Annotated in this window: 24 protein-coding genes and 1 tRNA gene; 3 read left to right on the plus strand and 22 right to left on the minus strand. The window is 52.0% G+C overall.

Annotated elements, in window-relative coordinates; all coding sequences use genetic code 11:
- The first annotated feature begins 271 nt into the window (after positions 1–271).
- Together HPY90_RS05000 and HPY90_RS05005 are read left to right on the plus strand one after the other, a co-directional pair.
- The gene (locus tag HPY90_RS05000; protein ID WP_013176310.1) at positions 272–1405 is read left to right on the plus strand and encodes an HD-GYP domain-containing protein; all 1134 of its coding nucleotides are present in this window, start codon (positions 272–274) and stop codon (positions 1403–1405) included.
- 360 nt (positions 1406–1765) lie between these two features.
- On the plus strand, positions 1766–1915 hold the full coding sequence (locus HPY90_RS05005) for a hypothetical protein (RefSeq protein ID WP_013176312.1): 150 nt from the start codon (positions 1766–1768) through the stop codon (positions 1913–1915).
- Between the two features lie 126 nt (positions 1916–2041).
- Here the strand turns inward: HPY90_RS05005 and HPY90_RS05010 are convergent, their stop codons facing one another.
- The 11 genes from HPY90_RS05010 to argC form a co-directional block, all read right to left on the minus strand.
- Positions 2042–2782, minus strand: a complete 741-nt coding sequence (locus tag HPY90_RS05010) for an endonuclease III domain-containing protein (protein WP_287191953.1) — start codon at positions 2780–2782, stop codon at positions 2042–2044.
- A gap of 96 nt (positions 2783–2878) precedes the next feature.
- Positions 2879–2953: transfer RNA gene (locus tag HPY90_RS05015), tRNA-Thr, on the minus strand.
- A 283-nt stretch (positions 2954–3236) separates the two neighbouring features.
- Positions 3237–3494, minus strand: a complete 258-nt coding sequence (locus HPY90_RS05020; RefSeq protein ID WP_013176314.1) for a hypothetical protein — start codon at positions 3492–3494, stop codon at positions 3237–3239.
- 98 nt (positions 3495–3592) lie between these two features.
- On the minus strand, positions 3593–5341 hold the full coding sequence (gene argH / locus HPY90_RS05025; RefSeq protein WP_353733638.1) for an argininosuccinate lyase: 1749 nt from the start codon (positions 5339–5341) through the stop codon (positions 3593–3595).
- The gene (locus tag HPY90_RS05030; protein WP_013176316.1) at positions 5338–6543 is read right to left on the minus strand and encodes an argininosuccinate synthase; all 1206 of its coding nucleotides are present in this window, start codon (positions 6541–6543) and stop codon (positions 5338–5340) included. The genes argH and HPY90_RS05030 overlap by 4 nt, the downstream gene beginning before the upstream one ends.
- A gap of 58 nt (positions 6544–6601) precedes the next feature.
- Positions 6602–7054 carry a GNAT family N-acetyltransferase gene (locus tag HPY90_RS05035; RefSeq protein WP_353733639.1) on the minus strand — a complete coding sequence of 151 codons (453 nt, stop codon included), beginning with the start codon at positions 7052–7054 and terminating at the stop codon, positions 6602–6604.
- Between the two features lie 13 nt (positions 7055–7067).
- Positions 7068–8015: an ornithine carbamoyltransferase gene (argF, locus tag HPY90_RS05040; RefSeq protein WP_287191956.1), complete on the minus strand. Its 948-nt coding sequence runs from the start codon at positions 8013–8015 to the stop codon at positions 7068–7070.
- 64 nt (positions 8016–8079) lie between these two features.
- Entirely contained in the window at positions 8080–9276 is a 1197-nt protein-coding gene (locus HPY90_RS05045) for an aspartate aminotransferase family protein (protein WP_287191958.1), read from the minus strand.
- Between the two features lie 14 nt (positions 9277–9290).
- The gene (gene argB, locus HPY90_RS05050) at positions 9291–10151 is read right to left on the minus strand and encodes an acetylglutamate kinase (protein WP_287191960.1); all 861 of its coding nucleotides are present in this window, start codon (positions 10149–10151) and stop codon (positions 9291–9293) included.
- A gap of 233 nt (positions 10152–10384) precedes the next feature.
- A complete protein-coding gene (gene argJ / locus HPY90_RS05055) occupies positions 10385–11590 on the minus strand; it encodes a bifunctional glutamate N-acetyltransferase/amino-acid acetyltransferase ArgJ (protein ID WP_287191963.1) in 1206 nt (401 codons plus the stop codon).
- Between the two features lie 20 nt (positions 11591–11610).
- Positions 11611–12648 carry an N-acetyl-gamma-glutamyl-phosphate reductase gene (argC, locus tag HPY90_RS05060; protein WP_287191966.1) on the minus strand — a complete coding sequence of 346 codons (1038 nt, stop codon included), beginning with the start codon at positions 12646–12648 and terminating at the stop codon, positions 11611–11613.
- Positions 12649–13042: 394 nt separating this feature from the next.
- Here argC and arsM point away from each other — a divergent pair, with 394 nt between their 5' ends.
- Positions 13043–13852 carry an arsenite methyltransferase gene (gene arsM, locus HPY90_RS05065; protein ID WP_287191969.1) on the plus strand — a complete coding sequence of 270 codons (810 nt, stop codon included), beginning with the start codon at positions 13043–13045 and terminating at the stop codon, positions 13850–13852.
- Positions 13853–13896: 44 nt separating this feature from the next.
- On the opposite strand, the gene HPY90_RS05070 is transcribed toward arsM, so the two are convergent.
- The 11 genes from HPY90_RS05070 to HPY90_RS05120 all read right to left on the minus strand — a co-directional run bounded on the left by HPY90_RS05070 (position 13897) and on the right by HPY90_RS05120 (position 21114).
- Positions 13897–14211: a type II toxin-antitoxin system RelE/ParE family toxin gene (locus HPY90_RS05070; protein WP_287191972.1), complete on the minus strand. Its 315-nt coding sequence runs from the start codon at positions 14209–14211 to the stop codon at positions 13897–13899.
- Positions 14208–14471, minus strand: coding sequence for a type II toxin-antitoxin system Phd/YefM family antitoxin (locus HPY90_RS05075; protein ID WP_287191975.1), 264 nt, complete (start codon positions 14469–14471; stop codon positions 14208–14210). Before HPY90_RS05075 ends, HPY90_RS05070 begins: the two co-directional genes overlap by 4 nt.
- Positions 14472–14506: 35 nt before the next feature.
- Positions 14507–15307, minus strand: a complete 801-nt coding sequence (locus HPY90_RS05080) for a lipoate--protein ligase family protein (RefSeq protein WP_287191978.1) — start codon at positions 15305–15307, stop codon at positions 14507–14509.
- Complete coding sequence (lipA, locus tag HPY90_RS05085; RefSeq protein WP_287191981.1) at positions 15297–16187, minus strand: lipoyl synthase; 891 nt, start codon at positions 16185–16187, stop codon at positions 15297–15299. Before lipA ends, HPY90_RS05080 begins: the two co-directional genes overlap by 11 nt.
- 193 nt (positions 16188–16380) lie before the next feature.
- A complete protein-coding gene (gene lpdA, locus HPY90_RS05090) occupies positions 16381–17790 on the minus strand; it encodes a dihydrolipoyl dehydrogenase (RefSeq protein WP_287191984.1) in 1410 nt (469 codons plus the stop codon).
- 12 nt (positions 17791–17802) lie between these two features.
- Positions 17803–18228, minus strand: coding sequence for an OsmC family protein (locus tag HPY90_RS05095; protein ID WP_287191987.1), 426 nt, complete (start codon positions 18226–18228; stop codon positions 17803–17805).
- Positions 18229–18239: 11 nt separating this feature from the next.
- On the minus strand, positions 18240–18671 hold the full coding sequence (locus HPY90_RS05100) for a putative zinc-binding protein (protein WP_287191990.1): 432 nt from the start codon (positions 18669–18671) through the stop codon (positions 18240–18242).
- Between the two features lie 2 nt (positions 18672–18673).
- Positions 18674–19078, minus strand: coding sequence for a putative zinc-binding protein (locus HPY90_RS05105; protein WP_287191993.1), 405 nt, complete (start codon positions 19076–19078; stop codon positions 18674–18676).
- A 16-nt stretch (positions 19079–19094) separates the two neighbouring features.
- On the minus strand, positions 19095–19544 hold the full coding sequence (gcvH, locus tag HPY90_RS05110; protein ID WP_287191996.1) for a glycine cleavage system protein GcvH: 450 nt from the start codon (positions 19542–19544) through the stop codon (positions 19095–19097).
- Positions 19545–19647: 103 nt separating this feature from the next.
- Positions 19648–20712: an ACR3 family arsenite efflux transporter gene (gene arsB / locus HPY90_RS05115; RefSeq protein WP_287191999.1), complete on the minus strand. Its 1065-nt coding sequence runs from the start codon at positions 20710–20712 to the stop codon at positions 19648–19650.
- Between the two features lie 54 nt (positions 20713–20766).
- A complete protein-coding gene (locus HPY90_RS05120) occupies positions 20767–21114 on the minus strand; it encodes a hypothetical protein (protein WP_287192002.1) in 348 nt (115 codons plus the stop codon).
- Positions 21115–21175: the final 61 nt, after the last annotated feature.

Below are 21175 nucleotides of genomic sequence, written 5' to 3' on the forward strand. Positions count from 1 at the left end.
TTCCGGCTGAAACAGACTTTGAAAAGACGACGTGAGTCAAACCCTGAATAACTCGTATTATTTTTTTACCCCAGGTGGTCAACTTTTTCACGAGCACAGTGGTCAACTTTTTGATTGACAAGGACAGTTCTGGGCCAGAAGCAAAATTTCACTAGAATGCGTTGCTAATCAAGTTTTTTGATGTGAGAAATTGTTGGGATAAGCGAGCAGGATTTGTTTTTTTCGCGCAGAATTGATATGTTTAGCAAAAATATTACTTCCCGGAGGATTTATGCGTCGCGTCGCAGTCGAATTACTGGAACCAGGAATGATAGTAGCAAGGAGCATTTTCGACAGTGAAGGCAACTGTCTTTTGGGTGCCGGGGTAACTCTCACGGATTATTATATTCAAAGGTTAAAAGAGTTGGGCATAGTTTCGATATACGTTGAGGACGATCTCTTTGATTCGCTGGGAGAAATCAAAGAGCCCATCTCCGAACAAACCAGGCTTGAGACCATAAAAGAAGTTAGAAAGAATTTCCAGGCCCTGGAGGCCAACCGGCGAATCAATACCCGCCACGTGAAAAAGATGGTAGATACCATATTGGACGAGCTGATGTCCAACCGGGAAGTGCTGATCAATCTCAGCGACATCCGAACTTACGACGATTATACCTTTTCCCATTCTTGCAACGTGTGCGTGCTAAGCCTGCTGACCGGGATCACCCTCGGTTACAACGAGCTCAAGCTCAAAGAACTGGGTATAGGCGCTCTTCTGCACGACATCGGTAAGATCCGGGTCAGTAAAGAGCTGTTGAACAAGCGCGGGGAATTAACCAAAAATGAGTATGCTGAGATAAAGAAGCACGCAGCCTACGGCTTTGATATACTCCGCACCTACGAAGATATTCCCCTCCTCTCCGCTCACATCGCCTTCCAACACCATGAACGTTGGGATGGAAAAGGGTATCCTCGTGGCCTGAATCAGGAGCAAATTCACGAATACGCCAGGATTGTGGCTGTCGCCGATGTTTATGACGCGCTCCTGGCAGATCGTCCCTACCGTTCGGCTTACAGCATCAACCAGGCCGTTGCCATCCTTAACCACATGTCAGGATTGTACTTCGAGCCCCGGATCCTAGCCGCCCTTGTCTCCAATGTTGCCGTTTATCCGATAGGCAGCGTGGTAATGCTCAATACTGGAGAAATCGGAGTAGTGGTAGACGTGAACCGCAACGCCCCCACTCGCCCTGTGGTGCGGGTGGTTTTTGATCGGAGACTGCTGAGACTTAAAAACCCTCACGAGGTCGACCTTTCCAATCTTTCTACAGTCTACATCGCCCGGGTTCTAACCGAGCAAGACATTATCCATCTGAAGTCGGGTACCTTTGTTCCTCAGGATGCTTCCGATACAACTCAAGAATAATTTCCTTTTCTTGCCAGAATAAATTTTTCAAGCTCACCAACACTAGTAATAAACAGAGGTGAGAGGATGACCCTGAAGATCCTGGCTGGTTTTTTAGTTCTTTTCATAGGCGGTTCCATGTTTTACGTGTTTTTCCGCAAGATCTTGCCCACTGTTAACAGTAGGCGGTAACCCTTCTGTTTCGAAAACGGGCCACAGATGGACACAGATTTGCACTGATTTAGGGACGAAACGTTTCCTTGTCGTTAGCGAACGCGTGGTCTTAGAGAAGTATTTGTATCCTTAATAGAATTTGTTAGCTCTTAAACAAGTTTTGTCCTAAACCAATACCAACAAAAAAACTGAGGAGGTTGCTTAGCCGTGTTTTTCCGTACCGAAGATAACAAGGGCAAACCATATTGGAAATACGAGTACTTGGCGGTTCCCATCGCTTTTCTCAACGGCCTTTACCTAGGCGGTTGTCTTCTCCGCAAAATGCGCCAGACCTGGGAACACGGCCCTAGGGACTGAAAACACTCGATTCTAAAATAAATGTCGATTAACCATGACTTGTTCTTCGATTAAAGGATCAATTCAGGGTTTTTCTTGGGAAACCCGTCACGCACGGCGAAAGTTTATAAAGGATTACAGACTGGCTCACGTACAGCCCATAGTCGTGCCTAGAGCGGTTTCGGAGTTCTCTTTTTCAAGTGAAGAGGTCTTGCACCTGTGAAGTAGGGGGCACTTCTGACATAAAGGGCGCCGGGCCAAACAGATGCGGTTGCCCAAGGCCACGATAAGGGCGTGGTACTCGTTGAAAAGGTAGGTTTCACAGGGAAGGTTCGAGGTAAAGAAATCCTGCACCACTGAATAACCAACATCAGCCTCAAGGTACCCGAGCCGTTGAAATATCCTCTTAGTATAAGCGTCGACCACGAAAATGGGCCGGTTGGCAGCATATAAAAGGATACTGTCCGCTGTCTCCGGTCCTATCCCCTTCAAGGCCAAAAGTTCCATCCTCAGTTCGGGGGTGGATAGGCTCAGCAGTTTTTCAAGATCTCCTTCATACTTAATGTTAACCAGTTCCGCGAATGCTTTGAGCCGCGCCGCTTTCTGGTTGTAGTAACGGGCAGGGCGAATGAGATTTCCTAGTTTTTCTACCCGTGTCTTGATCAAGCCGCCTATCGACAACAGTCCCTCTTCTTTTAAGTTGTTGATGGCTTTTTCTACATTGTTCCAAGCCACGTTCTGGGTAAGAATAGCCCCCACAATCACTTCCAAGGCCGTCTCTGCCGGCCACCAATGTCTGGGCCCAAAATGATCGAGTAGTTCTTGAAATATCTCCAGCAATTCGGTCCTGATATCCTCTTTTAACACCCGAGAACACCTCTTACCCAAACTTCTGACTCCCGCCTTTGCCGCCTCCGATGTGCAAAAATGCTCCAGACAAAAAAATGAACCCCGGTCCATCCCAGCCGGGGCAGAAGTTCGATATGGAGCCGACGGTCAGATTCGAACTGACGACCTGTCGATTACGAATCGACTGCTCTACCGCTGAGCTACGCCGGCCTGCGTTTTCGGAAAATAGCCACTGATAGGCGAAGATTACAAAAGCTTATCAATGGTTCTTTCGCCTTTTGATTCTATTAGCACCCAACTCGATTGCCACGCTATAATGGCGACTCTGCCGCGAGTCATGCATACCAATCGGGCTAAGCGCAGCCCATCTTCGAACCTCATATTAACAAGCCCTGGCCCTTTTGTCAAGTAACCCGCATACCCTCCAGCCGGCCCTAACTCCTTCTAGCTTTCCTTGAAACCCCGTTCGGCACGATGACCGCTCAACTGTAACTTACAAGTACCTGCTGTTCCTGCGAAGGACGCTCCTGCCACCACTGTACAGCCCAACCGCCGATAGCCCGACTACTAGGCCATCCAGTATAGCTACGCCTACCGGTTCCCCAGGGGCCCTCACCCCCAGCCTTAACAAAACTCCCAGACTCACGGCCAGAACAGGACAGTAGCGCTTGCTGAGTCCAGCCTTTTTCGCTATCTCAACCAGCCCGTTTATAACCGGAATCGCGATTACCTCGTAATAGCCGTTATACACCCCGGTCACTCTCCCTGCATCCGAGTTTGGCTCCTCTTCTACTAACCTTATGCGGAGAGCTGGTTGAGTATTATAGCAACGGGTTTCCTTGCCTCCCTCTATTCACCTCCAAGATACGCCTTGAGACGCTCCAGTTCGGCTTGGTGTAATTGGTTAACCTTCTCTACCGCGTACTCTATCAGCTCCTCTTCACGGTCCGACAGCTGCTCCCGCACCAGTTGACCAAAGGGGACTATCTCCAGCGTAGCAAGGACTTCTTCCGGTGGCTGTTCAGCCGTGAAGGCATTCAACATGCTGACGAGGCTGTGAAAAAACCCTTCCACCCATTCGTCGATTTCATATCTCCAGGATTCGTCGCTGAAACCGGCTTCATGTTCCTTTGGTTTCAACGGTTCTTCACCGTCCTGTTCCCAGTCTTCCCCTTCTTCGTCTCCCGACAAAGAACCTCCACTGACTCTTACGCGACCAAACTCGGAAAGTAACTTATTTGCCTCCAGTATGGCGTCCCTCACGGCTTCTGGAGCCGTCCCTCCTTTGACCTTGCGGCTGGCCACGCACCCATTGAGGCTTATCCTATCGTAGACATCGTCCTCGATCTCTGGGCTGAACTGCTTCAGCTCTTCCAGGCCCATGCTCTCCAAGGTCTTGTTCTTCTCTATACAGTACAAAACAGCTCGTCCCGCTATTTCATGGGCAACCCGGAAAGGAATTCCCTTGACAACCAGGTAGTCGGCCATATCAGTAGCGTTGGTAAACCCGCCTCTAGCCGCCTCAGACATCCGCTGGCGATTAAACTTAGCTGTTCGCAACATCGGGGTGAACACGGCCAAGCACTTTTTCAAGGTGTCAATCCCGTCAAACAGCGGTTCCTTATCCTCCTGCATGTCCTTGTTGTAGGCCAAAGGCAACCCCTTCATCACCGTAAAGAGGCACATCAAATCCCCGTATACCCGGCCAGTCTTGCCCCTTATCAGTTCAGCCACATCCGGGTTCTTCTTCTGAGGCATAAGGCTCGATCCCGTAGCGAAAGCGTCGTCCATCTCCACAAACTTGAATTCATCGGTAGACCACAACACCAGTTCTTCACAGAAACGGGACAGGTGCATCATGGTTATGCTGGCAAAACTCAGGAACTCCAAGGCAAAATCCCGGTCGCTGACGGCATCCAGACTGTTCCGCGTCAACTCGGCGAAGCCCAGTTGTTCCCGAACGTATTCCCGGTCCAGATCGAGCCCGCTCCCGGCTAGAGCTCCCGAACCTAAAGGCATGAAATCTAGTCTCTTTTTGCAATCTTCAAGCCTGCCCAGATCCCGCCAGAACATCTCAAAATAAGCCATCAAGTGGTGGGCCAACGTTACCGGTTGACCCTTCTGGAGGTGAGTATACCCCGGCATGATGGTGTAGAGGTGTTCTTCAGCCAGGCTCACCAGGGTCTCTTCCAGGTCCAAAAGCAGTTCCCTGATTTCGCCTATTTCCTCTTTTAAGTACATCCTTACATCCAGAGCCACCTGGTCATTGCGGCTGCGTCCGGTGTGAAGCTTCTTGCCCGTTGTCCCGATCCTTTCGATAAGCCAGAGCTCCACCTGAGTGTGTATGTCCTCTACCCCAGGGTCAAACTGCAACTCACCCCGGTCAAGAGCCGACATTATTTCTTGCAGGGCTTTTATTATGAGTTCTTTCTCTTCCTCGGTTATCAGTCCCTGCTTGGCCAGCATAGCAGCGTGGGCCATGCTGCCTTTTATATCCTGGCGGTAAAGTCTCCTATCAAACGAAAGAGAAGCGTTGAACTCTTCTGTCAACCGGTGCGGTGGTTTCTGAAACCTTCCTCCCCACATCTTTGAGCTCATCTTTTACCGACCTTTCTTTCCATCAATGCCCTTACTTTCAGCGGCAAGCCGAAAAGGTTAATAAATCCTTCTGCATCTTTTTGATTATAAAAATCGCTCTCTCCAAAAGTGGCCAAATCGTGGCGATAAAGCGAATACGGTGATTCGGCTCCGACCGGAGTACAGTTGCCTTTGTACAGCTTGACCCTGACCTTGCCCGTAACTGTTTCCTGGGTCTTGGCCACGAAGGCGTCCAAAGCCTCCTTGAGCTGAGAAAACCACAGCCCGTCGTAGACCAGCTCGGCATAGAGAATAGCCACCTGTTCCTTGAAGTGCATGGTCCTGCGATCCAGGGTCAGGTTCTCCAATTCCCGGTGGCTGGTAAAGAGCACGGTACCGCCGGGGCATTCATATACACCGCGGGACTTCATGCCGACGAGGCGATTTTCCACCAAGCTCACTATTCCCACTCCGTTAGCACCGGCCAAATGGTTAAGCTTTTCGATGAGCTCTACGGGACCCATCATCTGTCCGTCTATCGCAACTGGAACCCCCTGTTCGTATTCGATTTCTACATAGGTAGGATGGTCCGGGGCTTTTTCGGGAGGAACTGTTAAGAGGTACATTTCGTCCTTAGGCTCCTGCATGGGGTCCTCGAGTTCGCCTCCCTCATGGGAGAGATGCCAAAGGTTGCGGTCCCGGCTGTAAATGCTCTTTTTGGTCACAGGCACGGGAACGTTATGTTTCTGTGCATACTCGATGGCATCTTCCCGGGACTTGATATCCCACTCCCGCCACGGGGCGATAATCTTAAGCTCCGGATTGAGAGCCTTAACACTCACTTCAAACCGCACCTGGTCATTGCCTTTGCCGGTTGCCCCGTGGGCTACGGCAGTCGCTCCTTCCTTTTCCGCAATCTCTACCAGTTTTCGGGCAATCAGAGGCCGGGCAAACGAGGTGCCTAGCAGGTATTTGCCCTCGTAGATAGCTCCGGCCCTTAAAACCGGAAAGATATAGTCGCGGACGAACTCTTCCCGTACGTCTTCGATGTACACTTTGCCGGCCCCAGAGCGGAGCGCTTTTTCCTCCAACCCGGCCAGCTCTTCTCCTTGCCCGAGGTCCGCACACATGGCGATAACTTCATAACCATAGTTTTCTTTCAACCAGGGAATAATAATGGAAGTATCCAGTCCACCTGAGTAAGCGAGCACCACTTTGTCCATCGGAACTCTCCCCCATTCTCCTTTAACAATCCTTTTTAAGAGCGGCCGGGGTACGCGCCTAGCATCCACAGTCTTTTTCTTGTTCACAATCCCAGCTCGCAACCAAAACATCCTGGCGCAGCCTCCACCCCAGACGCGTGTAAAAAGCAACAGCTTGCTGGTTGGTCGTGAATACGAGGAGGTGGACCCTCCTCGCCCCTATTTCCCTAAACCTGTCCAGTACCTCAGCCACCAAAGCCTTGCCTATGCCCTGGCTCTGATAATCTTTTCGCACGGCAAGATGATACAGGTAGCCCCTCCTCCCATCAAAACCTCCCACAACTGCGCCTGCCAAGATACCTCCCTTCCACGCCACAAGACAGGTCCTTGGATTCCGTGCTATGAATCGCTTGAGGTCTTCCTCGTCGTCACCGACTCCGAGCCCGACTCCGGGAGTATCAGCCCACAGGCCGAGCATAGCATGAACGTCTTCAGCTTTGGCTTCCCTTACCGTAAACCTCGGTTCCCTCATCGCCCCACCCCTGTTACTGCATCACCAGGGCCATGATCGCTTTCTGCGCGTGCAGGCGGTTTTCGGCTTCGTCGAATACCACCGAGTTAGGGCCGTCCATCACTTCATCGGTAATCTCTCGCCCTCGCTTGGCGGGCAAACAGTGCATGACGATAACGTCCGGCTTGGCTTTGCCGAGCAGGGAAGCATTTACCTGGTAGCGGGCAAAGTGCTTCTCCTTCTCGTGAGCCTCTTTTTCCTGGCCCATGCTGGCCCACACATCCGTGTAGATCACATCCGCCCCATCAACTGCTTCGGCCGGATCCTCAACTACCCAAAGCTTAGCCCCGGTTTCTTCAGCGTCTTTCAAGGCCTGAGCCATTATCTCATCTTTGGGTGCAAAGCCTGGGGGACAAGCCACCACTACGTCCATGCCCACTTTTGCTCCCCCTACCAACAGCGAATGACACACGTTATTCCCGTCTCCTATAAAAGCACATTTGAGCCCCTTAAGTGTCCCTTTCTTCTCAAGTATGGTTAAGATGTCTCCCATGATCTGGCACGGGTGTAGCAAGTCAGTAAGACCATTGATAACCGGGATGCTCGCCCAGTAAGCCAGTTCCTCAACCTCTTCTTGGGCAAAGGTGCGGATCATGATTCCATCTAGGTATCGGGACAAAGTCAAAGCCGTGTCCTTTATGGTCTCGCCCCTTCCCATCTGCAGGTCGTTCGGGCTCAGGAAAAGTCCGTAACCTCCCAGTTGGTAGATGCCCACTTCGAAGGAAACCCGGGTACGGGTCGAAGGCTTCTGGAATATCATCCCTAGGGTCTTTCCCGCCAGAAGGGGATGGGGTATCCCTTCCTTCTGCATCTTCTTGAGCTTCTGAGCCAGCTCAAGTATCTCCATTACCTCTTCTGAAGTATAGTCGCGAATGGCTAAGAAATCGCGCCCTTTGAACTTCGGATTAAGTTCTACCGTCATTTTTATCCATGCCCTCCTCTCCCGTAATAACGATAAGACGCCGCTCATACTCTTTTTGATAACTCTATTCATCCTGCCATTCGTTTAAGGCCTCGTTTAGTATGGCTAACCCTTGGTCCGCCTCATCTAGAGCTATGTTAAGCGGCGGTACCAACCGCAACACCCGAGGGCCAGCCGAAATAACCAGGAGTCCCTTTTGCATACAGATGTCAACCAAGGGCTTGACTTCCCGGGTAAATTCTACTCCCAGCAGGAGTCCTAAGCCCCTGACTTCCTTCACATCTTTCCTCTTACCGGTCATGGACTGTAAACGGCTCTTGAGATAATCCCCGATACGAGTGATGTGGTTCAGCATTTCCTCTTCACTTAAAATGTCCAAAACCCGGTTCGCCACCGCACACCCCAAAGGATTCCCGCCAAAAGTCGAAGCATGATCCCCTGGTTCGAAGGCCTGGGCCACCTCGGCTCGGGCCAGCATGGCCCCGATGGGAAAGCCCCCTCCCAGAGACTTGGCTAGAGTGACTATGTCAGGCTTAATACCGTAATGCTCGTAAGCAAACATCTTACCGGTACGACCCAAGCCGGTCTGAACCTCGTCCAAGACCAACAGCAGGTCGAATTCATAGCACAACCTCCTGAGCCCGGTTAGGAACTTGCTGGTTGCAGGGTTGATCCCGCCTTCTCCCTGTACGGGCTCGACAATAATGGCTCCGGTCTTTTCCGTTATCACTTTCTCTACCGATCCGAGATCGTTAAACTCAGCATAAACAAAACCGGGAACCAGCGGTTCAAACCCGCGATGATACTTTTCTTGCCCGGTGGCAGTCAGTGCGCCCAAGGTCCTCCCGTGAAACGAGTTGTGAAAAGCTACAATCTCGCATCCTGGTTTTCCTCTAAGGCTAAAATACTTACGAACTAGTTTCAGTGCAGCCTCGTTAACCTCTGCCCCGCTATTAGCAAAGAAAGCCTTGTCGAGCCCAGAAAGACGGCAAAGCTCGGCTGCCAGCTGCACCTGTGGTTCGATCCAATACAGGTTAGAGCAGTGCCAGAGCCGGCCGGCCTGGTTCTCGAGGACTTCTTTCAAAGCCGTGTTGGAGTGGCCCACTCCACACACCGCGATCCCGCTAGTAAAGTCCAGGTATTCTTTGCCGTCCGCATCCCAAGCCCTTACCCCGTCGCCTTTGACCAGGGCTATCGGAAATCGTGCGTAGTTGTTCATCAGGTACTGTTGCCCTTCGTTAATGACTTCTTGATTGCCCATCACCCCACCTCCTTCTACCCTTTAACTACCATGCTTCCGATACCTTCGTCGGTAAAAACCTCCAGCAAGATGGCATGCGGGACCCGGCCATCGATGATGTGGGTCCGGCCTACCCCGCCCTTTAACGCGTCTACACAGCACTCTACCTTTGGGATCATCCCGCCTTCAATGATACCGCAGTCGATATACTCATCGACCTCCGAGATTCTCAGCCTCGATATGCGGCTGGTAGGATCCTTCTTGTCGGCAAGTATGCCGGGGACATCGGTGAGAAGCACCAGTTTGTCTGCCTTAAGAGCACTGGCTACGGCTCCGGCTACGTGGTCAGCGTTGATGTTGTAACTCTCTCCGTGGTCGCCGATTCCTACCGGACTGATTACCGGTATATAACCTCTCTCCGTCAGGGTCTCGATCAACTCCGTGTTGACGTCCCTGACTCTCCCCACCAGCCCCAGGACTTCTTTGCCGGGTATAGGTTCGGCCCTAATCAACTTGCCGTCCTTGCCTGACAGCCCGACTGCCGAACCACCGCTGTCGTTGATGCCGGCAACTATCTCCTTGTTGATCTTGCCTACCAGCACCATCTCCACGATTTCCATCGTAGCCTCGTCAGTTACCCTAAGCCCGTTTACGAATGAGGTAGAGATGCCCAGCCGGTCAAGCATGCGGGTAATGTCAGGGCCACCTCCATGTACTACTACCGGGTGCATACCGACGTACTTCATCAACACGATGTCCTCCATGACCGCCTTTTTCAAGGAACAGTCGGTCATGGCGCTTCCGCCGTACTTTATGACTACGGTTTTCCCGTAGAATTCTTTTATATACGGCAGGGCCTCCACCAGTATCGCCGCCTTCTCACACGCAGTAATCATTACCTCTCCCCCTATTTTTTCCAGCAACAGGTGAACACTGATGAGTACGGATTAACAGAGATTTTTTGACGCTGATTAACGCAGATTCTATGGTGATATAAATAATAACGTCTATCAGTCCCTCGTGTTAAAAGCACAATCCAGTAATTCCTTCGGACATTACTTAGTAAAACGGAATCATTATTATCGAGTTTTATTATCAGCGTCAATCTGCGTCTTCTGGTCGATAAAATTCACGTACGGTAGCTGGCGTTGATGTCGACGTACTCATGCGTAAGATCGCAGCCCCAAGCCCGGGCCGAGTAACCGCCCTGTTTCAAGTCTAATCTGATGATTACCGCATCCTTCCTCAGTTCTTCACGAGCTGCTTCCTCATCAAACTCTAAGCCCGCTCCGTCCCTGGCTACCTGAACTCCGCCGAGATAAATGTCAACCAATTCAGGGTCAAAATCCGCCCCCGAATAACCGGCGGCGCATATGATCCTTCCCCAGTTAGCGTCTTCGCCGAACACTGCCGCCTTAATGAGGTTAGAAGCCGTTATGGCACGAGCTATGCGGCGGGCATCTTCTCGGCTGGGAGCCCGCTCCACCTGAACCTCGATCAGACGCGTCGCTCCTTCCCCATCCCGGGCTATCATCTTGGCGAGTTCCACATTTACGTAATTGAAGGCTTCTTTGAAAGCCAGGTATGCCTCCGATGCTTCGTCGCTGATCTCGGGGTTACCCGCCAGCCCGTTGGCCAAAACGAGCACCATATCATTGGTTGAGGTATCGCCGTCAACGCTTATCATGTTATACGAGATGTCTACCGAATCGCGCAGTGCTTTCTGCAAACACTCGGCGCTGATGTTGGCATCGGTGGTTATGAAAGCCAGCATAGTAGCCATGTTGGGATGAATCATGCCAGAACCTTTAGCCATTCCGCCTATGCGAACCGCTCTGCCTTCGATCTCAACCTCTACCGCTGTCTCTTTAACAACGGTGTCGGTGGTCATTATGGCTTCAGCTGCACACAGACCGCCCTCCCGACTCAATCCCTGGCACGCCCGTTCAATCCCGGCTTTAACCCTGTCCATAGGCAACGGTACCCCCATGACCCCGGTCGAGGCCACCAACACGTCTCGAGGCTCAAGTTTGAGCGCTCTTGCCGCGGCTTCAGCCATTAGATATGCATCTTTCTCGCCGTGGGCCCCGGTACAGGCGTTGGCATTGCCGCTGTTGACCACGATGGCCTGGGCCTGCCCGTCGGCGATGGCCTGCTTAGTGTATTTCACGCACGCTGCCTGCACCAGGTTAGTAGTAAATACCCCGGCCGCCCTAGCCAAACCCTCGCTATAGATTACGGCTACGTCCTTTTTGCCTTTTTTTCTTATCTCTGCCATAACCCCTTGGGCGAGAAAACCCTTCGGGGCTGTAACTCCTCCTGTAATTACCTGCATCCAACCTGCCCTCCCTTGTTTTATGGAAAGATTCCTGCAAAGTCCAGTGCTTCAGTCTCTTCAAGTCCGAACATTATATTGAAGTTCTGGACCGCCTGCCCTGAAGCCCCTTTGTTCAGGTTATCTATAGCGCTAATTATTATAGCCCGACGCTTCTTGTCGTCCACAAAAATGCCGATATCGACGAAATTACTTCCATAGACCCAGCGGGTATGTGGGTACGTCCCTTCTGGCAAAACCCTCACAAAATGCTCGCCCGCATACTGGTCAGCGAAAACCTCTCTAACCTGCTCTTCAGTCACTCCCGGTCTAATCTTAACGTAGGCAGTCGTCAGTATTCCCCGGCTCATGGGAATCAGGTGGGGTGTAAAGGTTATCTCGATCTCCTGCCCAGCGGCAAAGCTGAGCTCCTGCGCGATTTCTGGAGCGTGGCGGTGGCTGCCTACGCTGTACGCCTTGACCCCTTCGTTCACCTCGCAGAAATGGCTGGCCAACTTAAGGCTTCTTCCGGCCCCGGATACCCCGGTCTTAGAATCGATAACGATGTTCTCGGTCTCGACCAACCCCTCCTTCAAAAGAGGAGCCAAAGCCAGAATCGCCCCGGTAGGAAAACATCCCGGATTCGCTACTATCATGGTTCCCCTTATCTTTTCCCTGTATATTTCAGGTAACCCGTATACGGCCACATCAAGCAACTCCGGAGCTTCGTGCGTAACTTCATAGTATTCCTCGTAAATCTTAGGATCCTTCAGCCGGAAATCGGCTCCCAGGTCGATGCACCTGATGCCGGAGCCTATCAATTCCCGCACTATGGGCGCAGACAATCCGTGGGGCAAAGCTAGGAAAACCACCTGGCACTCCCGCTTCAGCTTAGCAATGTCCGCTTTTTCACAACTGACTTCAGCAAACCTTATCAGGTGGGGATATACTTCGGACAATTCTTTGCCGATGTTCTCCGTAGAAAAAACGGTTACTACCCGGATCCCCCGGTGCCGGCAGAGAATCCTCATCAGCTCTGCTGCCGTGTATCCGTCTCCAATTATTCCTACCGGTATCACGCCGTCTTCCTCCCCTAGCGCTGTACTCATGATGTAAGTAGACAAACGAATAAAGACTCCGCAGGAATAGTTTCTCCCTACAAACATGTCTATAATTATACATATGTATGTATATCCTTGCAAGAGTTTAAGGCTTGCGGTTTGGAATTTTTTGCCGCGCGTAGAGGTGACAGAACGGGTAGAACTCGGTTAAAATGTGTAGTAATAGAGTAATTGTCAGTAGCAACAGCTTCGATCTCGAAACGTGAAAAGAGACTCCGTGACCCCTCTGGGGTCATCACAAAATGTCCAAAATATTTCGCTTTCTACTGGTTTTTAGTATACATCATGTGTTCATCTGCCAGCATCTGTGCGCATCTGCGGCTACATATTCGGAAAAGAAAGGAGAATCCTTTTGGAGAAAGATATCAGGCAAGAAGTGAGAGAATTTTATGGTCGCCTGGCCGAGCAGGCAAAAGCCGGAACTCCGGCTAGCTGCTGCAGCAGCGGTTCCTGTTGCACCCCAATCGCTAATGCCATAGTTTTATACGACCTTGACAAGCTGGAAAACCTGCCCCGGGAAGCGGTGAATTTCTCGTTAGGATGCGCCAATCCCCTGTTACTGGCAGATCTCAAAGAGGGAGAAGTCGTTCTCGATTTAGGCAGTGGAGGCGGGCTCGATGTCTTGGCAGCCTCTAAATACGTGGGACCTTCAGGCAAAGTTTACGGTTTGGACATGACCGACGAAATGCTTGCCCTTGCCAACCGGAATAAAGAGCAGATGGGCGTCACTAACGTGGAATTTCTGAAAGGGTTCATCGAAGACATTCCCCTGCCGGATGACTCGTGCGATGTAGTGATGTCTAACTGCGTCATCAACCTCTCGCCCGATAAAGAAAAGGCCTTAGCCGAAGTCTACCGCGTGCTCAAGCCGCAAGGCAGGCTCTGCATCGCGGATATCGTTTCCGTGAAACCTGTGCCTGAATCGGCAAGAGAATTAGCGTCTCTTTGGGTAAGCTGCATCGCCGGTGCACTCGATGTGAAAGAATACGAGAACATCTTGAAAAAAGTAGGCTTTAAAGACATCGAAGTCCAGCCTGTTATTGTTTACCAAGGCAAAGTGCTGGAGGACATAGCGGGGGGTAGCCTGAAGAATCTGTCAGAGTCGGAGGTAGCGGAACTAGACGGCGCCTTCGCCAGCGCTTACGTGAAAGCCAGGAAATAGGCAGGTAAGATTATCTTTTGACGCTGATTAACGCAGACCCCCCTTCACAGCAAATGCTCCCAGTTCCGTCTACCATATAAAATTCTAACTATCGTAACCGTCTTATCCTCTTCGAAAACCACATAAAAGACAATATAGTTTTCCACAGGAAGCTTTCGTATACCCTTTGCTGCCAGAACTTCGTCTGCCACCAGCGGGTGGCGGCTCGCCATTTCGGCAAGGCTGATTACGGCATCCCTGATCTTGCCAATCAGTTTCTGTGCGGTAGCAGGCTCCCGCAGTTCCCCTGCAATATACCGCATAACTTCCTTGAGATCATTGGCCGCCGGTTCAGTCATCAAAACTTTGTATTTTTTCATTCTGGTAATCCTTTTTCTATTTTTGAAAACACGTCCTGGGCAGGGACGACTTTGCGGTTTTTCAGGGCCTCCATCCCTTCGTCCAGCAGCCTGTACAGTTCAAACTTGCCGACCAGCTTTTCATAAGTTTCAATACTCATGACCACCAGGTCGCCTCTTCCGTTCTTGGTAATAAACACCGGTTCCGAATATTTGTGGCAGAAGTCCGAAATCTCGTTATACTTATTTCTGAAATCAGAGCTCGGTCTGATGTTCGGCATGATAGCCACCTCCCGCATATTATATGCATATTCTATCAAAACTCTGATAGAATAGGAAGCAGCTCATATTTAGGAACCAAGCTGGCAGCCAGGTTTCTCTCTTTGTCGTTTAGCTCGTCCTCCTCAAACTGAATACCCAAGGCCCGGCTGAAGCCCCGGATAACGGCTTCCCCCACTTCGCCTAAGGTGAGTGTTTTTGCCAAGATCGACTGCAAGCAGGTCGTCGATTCCAGCAAAGCGCGGCACTTGGCCTCTCCCTCGCAGGCAAAAACTTCAGTCAAAAGCTGACCCTGGGGAAAAACCAGGATTGATCCGTGCTGCAAAAGTGTTCTTCCTAAACGCTTCTGGGCACTGCCCACGAATTTTTTGCCCTGCCAGGTTATATCGCTGGTTGTAGCCGTCGCAAAACAGGCTTCTGACCAAGCCGGAGCGGACGGCTTAGCCCGTCCCAACTCAGCCTTTATTCCGAGGTCGGCAAAAGCCTGTAAAAGCCCCTGGCACAAATACCGGTAGGAAGCCACGACTCCTTCCGGCGTATCCTTTCCAGCAGTTGCCACGACACTATAGGTCAGGTCGCCGTAATGCAGTACGGCCCTGCCTCCCGTGATCCGCTTTACCGGAACTATGCCCAGTCGGATCAAGGCCGCAAGGTCGATCTCGCTCATATCCTGAAAATACCCCAGCGACAAGGCCGGCGGCTCCCAGGTATACAACCGCAAGACCGGCGTTCTTCCTTCTTCCTCAGAGTGCAGGACAGCGAGGGCTTCATCGACCGCCATGTTCCAGGCCGGTTCCCCCAACCCGCTTCTAATCAGACGCCATTGCTTAGACACCATCAGTCACCTTCCGATAGTAGTAACCTGCCCGGTAAGAGCTTCGCACCAGGGGTCCTGATGCTACTCCGAGAAATCCCATTTTGTAAGCCACTTTTTCCCACTCGGCGAACTCTTCAGCCGTAACGTAGCGGGCAACCGGGTAATGCCGCCAGGAAGGAGCTAAGTACTGACCTATGGTCAACAGGGCTACCCCTGCATCCCGCAGGTCTTCGAGCAACGCCAGTACTTCTCTCTCGGTTTCACCTAAGCCCAACATAAAACCAGATTTTGTGACCGTACCCGGGCAGGATTCTTTTTGGGCCGCAGCTAACACATCGAGAGAGCGCTCGTACACGGCTCCCGGCCGCACTTCTCGGTACAGGCGGGGCACCATTTCTACGTTGTGGGCGAAAACCTCGGGCTCTGCGTCCAACACCTGGTTCAGAGCCTCGGAAGAACCCTTGAAGTCGGGAACCAAAACCTCAACTGAGGGCGGGTTCGGCAGCCCATGAAGTTCCCTTATCACCGCCGCAAAATGGCCTGCTCCGCCATCGACGAGATCATCCCTGGTGACTGATGTAATTACTATGTGTCTCAGCCCCAAGTTTTTAACAGCCCTTCCTATCCGGAGCGGCTCTTCCGGATCTAGAGGCACCGGGCGCCCGTGCTTGACCGCACAGAAGCGGCAATTTCGGGTGCAGACATCCCCTAGTATCATGAAAGTAGCCGAACCCCGCGAGAAACAATCTCCCCGGTTAGGGCACCTGGCCTCCTCGCATACGGTGTTCAGCCTGTGCGCCGTCACTTCGTTGCTTGTATCCTTATAAACTGTGACGTTCTCCGGCCTCTTCGCTTTTCTTACGGTTTCCAGCAACCACTCCGGCGCTGCGGTTCTCCCCATATTACCACGTCCATTTCTCAGCCACAGATGGACACAGATTTTTCACCGATTTACACTAATTCAAATATCACTAGTAAAGCCTGTTTTTGTTCACCATGTTAGAAGTTGTCTACCAAGCGTTAGAAGCATCCGTCGTCTGTGTCCAAAACTAAAAAATCTGTGTGAATCAGAGCTAATCGGTGTTCATCTGTGGCTACTTATTGGTATGTTCTCCAGGCAGAATGTGGATGGCCTGGCCGCAGGCAGCCTGGGCTGTTTCGAGGATAGCTTCGGACAAAGTGGGGTGCGTGTGTATGGTTTCCACGATACCTTTGGCCGGGATATGGTGGCGCATGGCCAGTGCGATCTCGGCGATGAGATCCGCCGCGTGGGGCCCTATAACATGGCCTCCCAGTATCTGGCCGTTCTTCTCGTGCACCACCAGTTTCACCATGCCTTCCCATTCCCCTAAGGCCTGAGCCATGCCCAGAGATTTAAATGGGAAGCTGAAAGCGGTGGCCGGGAACTGTTCTCTAGCCTGTTCTTCGGTCAACCCCACCGCCGCATACTCGGGGAAAGCGAAAACACACCTGGGAACAACCCGGTAGTCCATGCAAGACCTCAGCCCTGCCGCATTTTCAGCCGCCGTTATTCCCTCGGCGAAAGCGACGTGGGCCAGGAGCCATCCGCCGACAACGTCCCCGGCTGCAAACACTCCGGGGACACCCGTTTCCATATGCTCGTTCACTGCCAGAGGCCTGCCAGTTTCCTCCAGCCCAACGGAACCGAGTCCAATCGATTCGACGTTGGGGACCCGGCCTGCTGCCAGCAAGACCGCATCCCCTTCCCACTTTTGCCCGTTCGACAGAGTCAGAGCCACTTTTTCTCCTGGAACCACTTCGTTTACAGACAGTCCAGTAAGCACCTTCACCTTCTGCCTTTTCAGCATGCGCGTCATGTAGGTCGCCATCTCCTCGTCTTCTCTTGGGAGTATGCGGTCTTTCGCCTCCAGCAGGGTTACCGAGCTTCCCAGTTCAGCCATTATTGAAGCCATCTCCACTCCCACCGCACCGGCACCGACGATGAAGAGGGAGGCCGGCACCTCGGATATCTCTAGGATATCGTCGGTAGTCAGCACCCCCTTTATTTCGCCGGTCAATCCGTCAAATGGAGGAGGGATTGAAGGTCTGGATCCTGTGGCAATAACTATCTTTTCCGTCCTTAACCTGATCAAACCGGTTGAGGTTTCAACCTCGACCTCGCGCGGGGAAAGCAGGCGCCCGGTCCCTTCCAGGTGCTGTATCCTGCGGCTTCGGAAAAGCTGAGCTATGCCCCCGCGTAAGAGGCTCACCACTTTATTCTTTCGAGCGATAATGGCTTTAACATCGGGGCGAACCGTGTCGATCTCGATACCGTAATTCCTGGCCCGCCGCGCTCGGGAAAGAAGTTCAGCCGACGCTCGAATAGCCTTGGTCGGAATGCAGCCCCGGTTAAGACACACTCCACCCAATTCCCGCGACTCGACTACAGCCACCTTCATCCCCAGCTGGGCGGCACGAATCGCGCCCTGGTAACCGGCAGGCCCACCCCCAATAAACACCACATCGAATACTCGCTCGCCCACCTTAATCACTCCTCACTCGACTATCTCTATCTCCGGATCGATAATTACCTCACTTTTCACGGATTCGGCTATAGTCGAATACTTGCGAGCCATCTCTAGAGCTCTTTCCACTTTCTTTCTGGAAGCACTTCGGACCGTGAGCTTAGGCCGGAGAACCAACTTCTTGAACCAAGAAGTCCTGTCTAAGAATTCCTCCACCTCGCCCTCAGCCACGCATTCAAAGGCCACCAGATCCAGTTGCAGTCGTTCCGCTGCCCAGATGACCATCATGTGCACACAGGTGTTTACCGCCATCACGAAAGCGTCTTCCGGCGTCATCATGTTGGGGTGGCCGTACAGGGCCGGAGGAGCCGAAAACTCCATCTCGGTTCCGTTTTCGCAGTAGGTATATCCGAAGTGTCCTCCTTTCCAGACCACCTTGTTTGTATAGACCGGCATCATTACCCCCCCTATCCGGCCAAGATTTCGTCCACTCTCTTGGCTATTTCTTGTGCCAGGACGTTAACAGCTTCCTGGCCCTCGTCGGTTAAGACACGGCGCGTATCGGACAGGGAAATGCCATGTTTTTGGAGCACATCAGACACTACCAGCGAATAAGCGGGCTTGCCGCTCAGCTTCTCGGTAGAGATCTGGCTGCAGCGCTTTTCGCACCCGTCGACGGTGATGGTAGGAAAACGGTTGGCAAAATTCCGTTCCTTCTCGTCACCGGCTATGAAGAGAGGCAGGCAAAGAGTAACGGTCTGGCCCGGGCGCAGTTCATCGAGCACCTTGCGGCAGGCAAACCGGGTCAAGGTGCCTTCGCAGATCTCTTCTCCGTTACAGGGAACTATGCCTACCTTTAAAGCTTTCGGCTTTTTGTCCAGCTTGATAGCTTGAGCCATGCCTACCCCTCCTCCTTCATAAGGCAATCGACTTCGCCCGCTAGTTTTTGAGCCAGGATATGGGCCAGCTTAAAACCAGGCTCGCCCAACTGCAAGACCCCTTCCGGTTTGAGATCCCGGTGTTCTTTGAAGACCTCTATAGTTCTGACCGCTTTATCTACCTTTAGCCCGGCGGCCTCGACATTCTTGAGTGCGCACTCCTTGGCGCACCCGTCCACCGTGATGATGAAGCTGTTTTTGGCCTGTTCCACCACCTCAGAATCGCGAATCATAAAGCGGCCGAGACAAGCAGTAGTAACGTCCTCGGGACGGATGTCGTCTATTAGCTCGTAGGCCGCCTGCCGGCTAATCTCGCCGTAGGCCTTACCGATGCCGCTGCAAGGTAAAACCATTATCTTTTTCGTCAACCCGAACCCCTCCCTGTTACTTTTCCAAGGCTGCCTTGATTTTCTTTTCCATTACCGGAAAGTACGCTTCGGCTGCCATCAGTTTCTCGGCATCCTGGTCCCAGGCGGTAGGTCTGATCTTGAAGATCCAACCCTCGCCGTAGGCATCGGAGTTTATGAGTTGGGGATCGTCCTCCAAAGCAGTGTTCACCTCCACGATCTCGCCGCTTACCGGTGATATAAGGGTCACAGTAGTCTTGATGGTCTCTATTACCCCTGCTTCGTCCCCCTGCTTTACTTCTTTCCCCGCTTCCGGCAGTTCGATGAACGCCACATCACCCGCGTTGGTCTGGAGAAAATCGGTGACGCCTACCACCACCAGGTCTCCTTCCCGCTTGACCCAGCACTCTTCAGGGTGATACAGGTAACCCTTCATTACCCTAAATGTAAACTTGTCATAGGTAACCTCCATGTATTCCTGGCTCACTCTAAACTCCCTCCTCTTATTCAGCTAGCATACCCAGTAGTTGTGCGTTGGTTGTTACCGCTTCCCCAGCATCCCTCACAATCCCTGTTTAACCGGAATCCGCTCAGCGCGCTCCGACCATTTCATGAGTAAAGTACTTGCGTTTGAAATGCAAGGCCAAGTTAACCAAACTGATAAGCACCGGCACTTCCACCAAAGGCCCGATAACAGTGGCAAAGGCCTGACTGGAATGGATGCCGAAAACAGCTACCGCCACCGCGATAGCAAGCTCGAAATCGTTGCTGGCGGCGGTGAAGGCTATGGTAGTAGTCTTCGGATAGTCGGCACCTATCCATTTCCCTATAAAGAAAGTCACCAGCCACATAAAGGCGAAGTAACAGGTCAGAGGAATTACTACCCTCAAAACATCGAGCGGCAGGGTTACGATTACATTCCCTTTTAACGAAAACATTACCAAGATGGTGAAAAGAAGGGCGATCAAGGTAAGCTTGCTGATGCGGGGGATGAACTGTCCTTCATACCACTCCCGGCCTTTTGACCGCACCATGGTAGTGCGGGTGAGAAAGCCCGCGATAAAAGGAATGCCCAGGTAAATGAAAACGCTCTTGGCGATCTCGGCCATCGAGACATCGACCGCCGCGCTGGTTAATCCCAGCCACTTGGGTACTATGGTCAAAAAGATGTAGGCATAAATAGAGTAGGTCAGAACCTGAAATATGGCGTTGAATGCCACCAAGCCGGCCGCATACTCGGGACTGCCTTCTGCCAAGTCGTTCCATACCAATACCATGGCGATGCAGCGGGCCAACCCAACCAGGATGACGCCCTGCATAAGCTCGGGCTTGTCGGGCAAAAGCAGCACTGCCAGAACAAACATCACTATGGGACCTACGATCCAGTTCTGGATTAGGGAAAGAGACAGGAGCTTCCTATCCCTGAAAACGGTGGGGAGTTCATCATACCTAACCTTGGCCAAGGGCGGGTACATCATCAGTATCAGGCCGATAGCTATGGCCATGTTGGTGGTGCCGATTTGAAACTTGCCCCAAAAGTTGGCTATCGAGGGGTAGAAGTAGCCAGCCCCTACCCCTACAACCATCGCCAGGAATATCCACAAGGTAAGGTAGCGGTCCAAAAAGGACAGTTTGGCACTAACCGATTCACTCATTCTCTTACCCTCCACTCCCTTCTCTATGAATCGCTTGTAGCTTTATGGGTTTATCTAGGCACTCAGAAACTCGTCGAGCATGGACTGTATCTGCTCCACATCGATCGCTCCCGCCAAACGCGGCTTGCCTCCTATGCTTATGATGGGGAAGGGGTAGCCGACGTCAGCCAAACGCTGAATCATAGGGTATGCCTTGATCCCCTTTTCTCTCGTGTCCACATACTTGACTTCAACCTTTTCTCCATAAGTCCGGCCGAGATCCTCAGCCAGCTTTTCGGTTGCTTCCTTCCAGGAGATTTCTGCCCCGCAGCCGTCATCACTCCCACAGGGAGCAGAACACCCGCATCCTATGGCTACTGCCTTGCCGTCAAACACCTCTACCAGTATCTTTTCGTCCCCCATTTTTTTCACCTCCTTTCCTTCTATAACTGCCAGTGACACCCAGAAAAGCCCAGGTCATGCT

Origin of the sequence: Syntrophothermus sp. (genome assembly GCF_013314835.1) — a bacterium.
Taxonomy (GTDB): Bacteria; Bacillota; Syntrophomonadia; order Syntrophomonadales; family Syntrophothermaceae; genus Syntrophothermus; species Syntrophothermus lipocalidus.

Excerpts from the sequence above, each read along its gene's own strand:
- HPY90_RS05000 (WP_013176310.1), top strand. The coding sequence starts at position 272 with ATGCGTCGCGTCGCAGTCGAATTACTGGAACCAGGAATGATAGTAGCA.
- HPY90_RS05070 (WP_287191972.1), bottom strand. The coding sequence starts at position 14,211 with ATGAAAAAATACAAAGTTTTGATGACTGAACCGGCGGCCAATGATCTC.
- HPY90_RS05095 (WP_287191987.1), bottom strand. The coding sequence starts at position 18,228 with ATGCCGGTCTATACAAACAAGGTGGTCTGGAAAGGAGGACACTTCGGA.
- HPY90_RS05035 (WP_353733639.1), bottom strand. The coding sequence starts at position 7,054 with ATGAGGGAACCGAGGTTTACGGTAAGGGAAGCCAAAGCTGAAGACGTT.
- HPY90_RS05075 (WP_287191975.1), bottom strand. The coding sequence starts at position 14,471 with ATGCCGAACATCAGACCGAGCTCTGATTTCAGAAATAAGTATAACGAG.
- lipA (WP_287191981.1), bottom strand. The coding sequence starts at position 16,187 with ATGGGGAGAACCGCAGCGCCGGAGTGGTTGCTGGAAACCGTAAGAAAA.
- argJ (WP_287191963.1), bottom strand. The coding sequence starts at position 11,590 with ATGCAGGTAATTACAGGAGGAGTTACAGCCCCGAAGGGTTTTCTCGCC.
- argB (WP_287191960.1), bottom strand. The coding sequence starts at position 10,151 with ATGATTACTGCGTGTGAGAAGGCGGCGATACTGGTGGAGGCCCTGCCG.
- HPY90_RS05030 (WP_013176316.1), bottom strand. The coding sequence starts at position 6,543 with ATGGACAAAGTGGTGCTCGCTTACTCAGGTGGACTGGATACTTCCATT.
- HPY90_RS05080 (WP_287191978.1), bottom strand. The coding sequence starts at position 15,307 with ATGGTGTCTAAGCAATGGCGTCTGATTAGAAGCGGGTTGGGGGAACCG.
- arsB (WP_287191999.1), bottom strand. The coding sequence starts at position 20,712 with ATGAGTGAATCGGTTAGTGCCAAACTGTCCTTTTTGGACCGCTACCTT.
- HPY90_RS05120 (WP_287192002.1), bottom strand. The coding sequence starts at position 21,114 with ATGGGGGACGAAAAGATACTGGTAGAGGTGTTTGACGGCAAGGCAGTA.
- argH (WP_353733638.1), bottom strand. The coding sequence starts at position 5,341 with ATGAGCTCAAAGATGTGGGGAGGAAGGTTTCAGAAACCACCGCACCGG.
- HPY90_RS05045 (WP_287191958.1), bottom strand. The coding sequence starts at position 9,276 with ATGGGCAATCAAGAAGTCATTAACGAAGGGCAACAGTACCTGATGAAC.
- HPY90_RS05100 (WP_287191990.1), bottom strand. The coding sequence starts at position 18,671 with ATGGCTCAAGCTATCAAGCTGGACAAAAAGCCGAAAGCTTTAAAGGTA.
- argF (WP_287191956.1), bottom strand. The coding sequence starts at position 8,015 with ATGACGGTAGAACTTAATCCGAAGTTCAAAGGGCGCGATTTCTTAGCC.